The following is a 642-nucleotide window of genomic DNA, read 5'->3' as shown; positions in this document are numbered from 1 at the left end:
ATATCACATTTGTCATTTTATGAAGCAGTTTCTTTGAGTAAGATGCTTGCACTAAAAAAAGGGCAAGACCATCATCTCAACCCTATCAATGTCATGCTATAATATTTCTTTCAAATAGCTTATCAAATGTTTAACCTTTTTGAATTGACTGTAATCGATGTTAACTAAGTCAATATCATATTCTACCTCTAATGCTTCTAGTATCTCTACCAAATCATCTTCACCCATTTGAAGATCATCTTCAAAATCCATAGATATACTGATTTCATTTGGATCACCATGTCCAATAACTTCTGCAATTATACCTTTAACCACGTCTGTAATCATAGTTTACTCCTCATATTCATAATCGTACTCATCTAAATTGTAATCTTCGTACCTAACATTTTTAACCACTTGTCTTGAAGGCTTTTTAATTTTTTTTGGTGTTTTTTCGTCTGTTTGCAACCTAAAATTACGCCTTCTTTTCTCTTTTTGAATTAGAAATGTTTCAAAATCCAATGGTTCTTGCCTTTCCATTCTTCTCTCCTCGTTGAAAATCATTTATTCCATTAGCATCGTCACTTATTTTGCAAAACTACACATGATTCCCCAAATGGTAATCCTTATAGCACGGGCTCAGAGCCCTATTCCTATATTTTC

General features: G+C 32.7%; 2 protein-coding genes. Both read right to left on the bottom strand.

Going from position 1 to position 642, the window contains the following annotated elements:
- Positions 1-96: 96 nt before the first annotated feature.
- Complete coding sequence (locus P0N36_RS15570; RefSeq protein ID WP_275843810.1) at positions 97-327, bottom strand: acyl carrier protein; 231 nt, start codon at positions 325-327, stop codon at positions 97-99.
- 3 nt (positions 328-330) lie between these two features.
- The gene (locus P0N36_RS15565) at positions 331-519 is read right to left on the bottom strand and encodes a hypothetical protein (protein WP_275843809.1); all 189 of its coding nucleotides are present in this window, start codon (positions 517-519) and stop codon (positions 331-333) included.
- Between the last annotated feature and the right edge of the window lie 123 nt (positions 520-642).

Origin of the sequence: Petrocella sp. FN5 (assembly GCF_029210395.1) — a bacterium.
GTDB lineage: Bacteria > Bacillota > Clostridia > Lachnospirales > Vallitaleaceae > Petrocella.
Note: the sequence above shows the minus strand (reverse complement) of the source record. Positions and strands in the feature narration are given on the sequence as shown.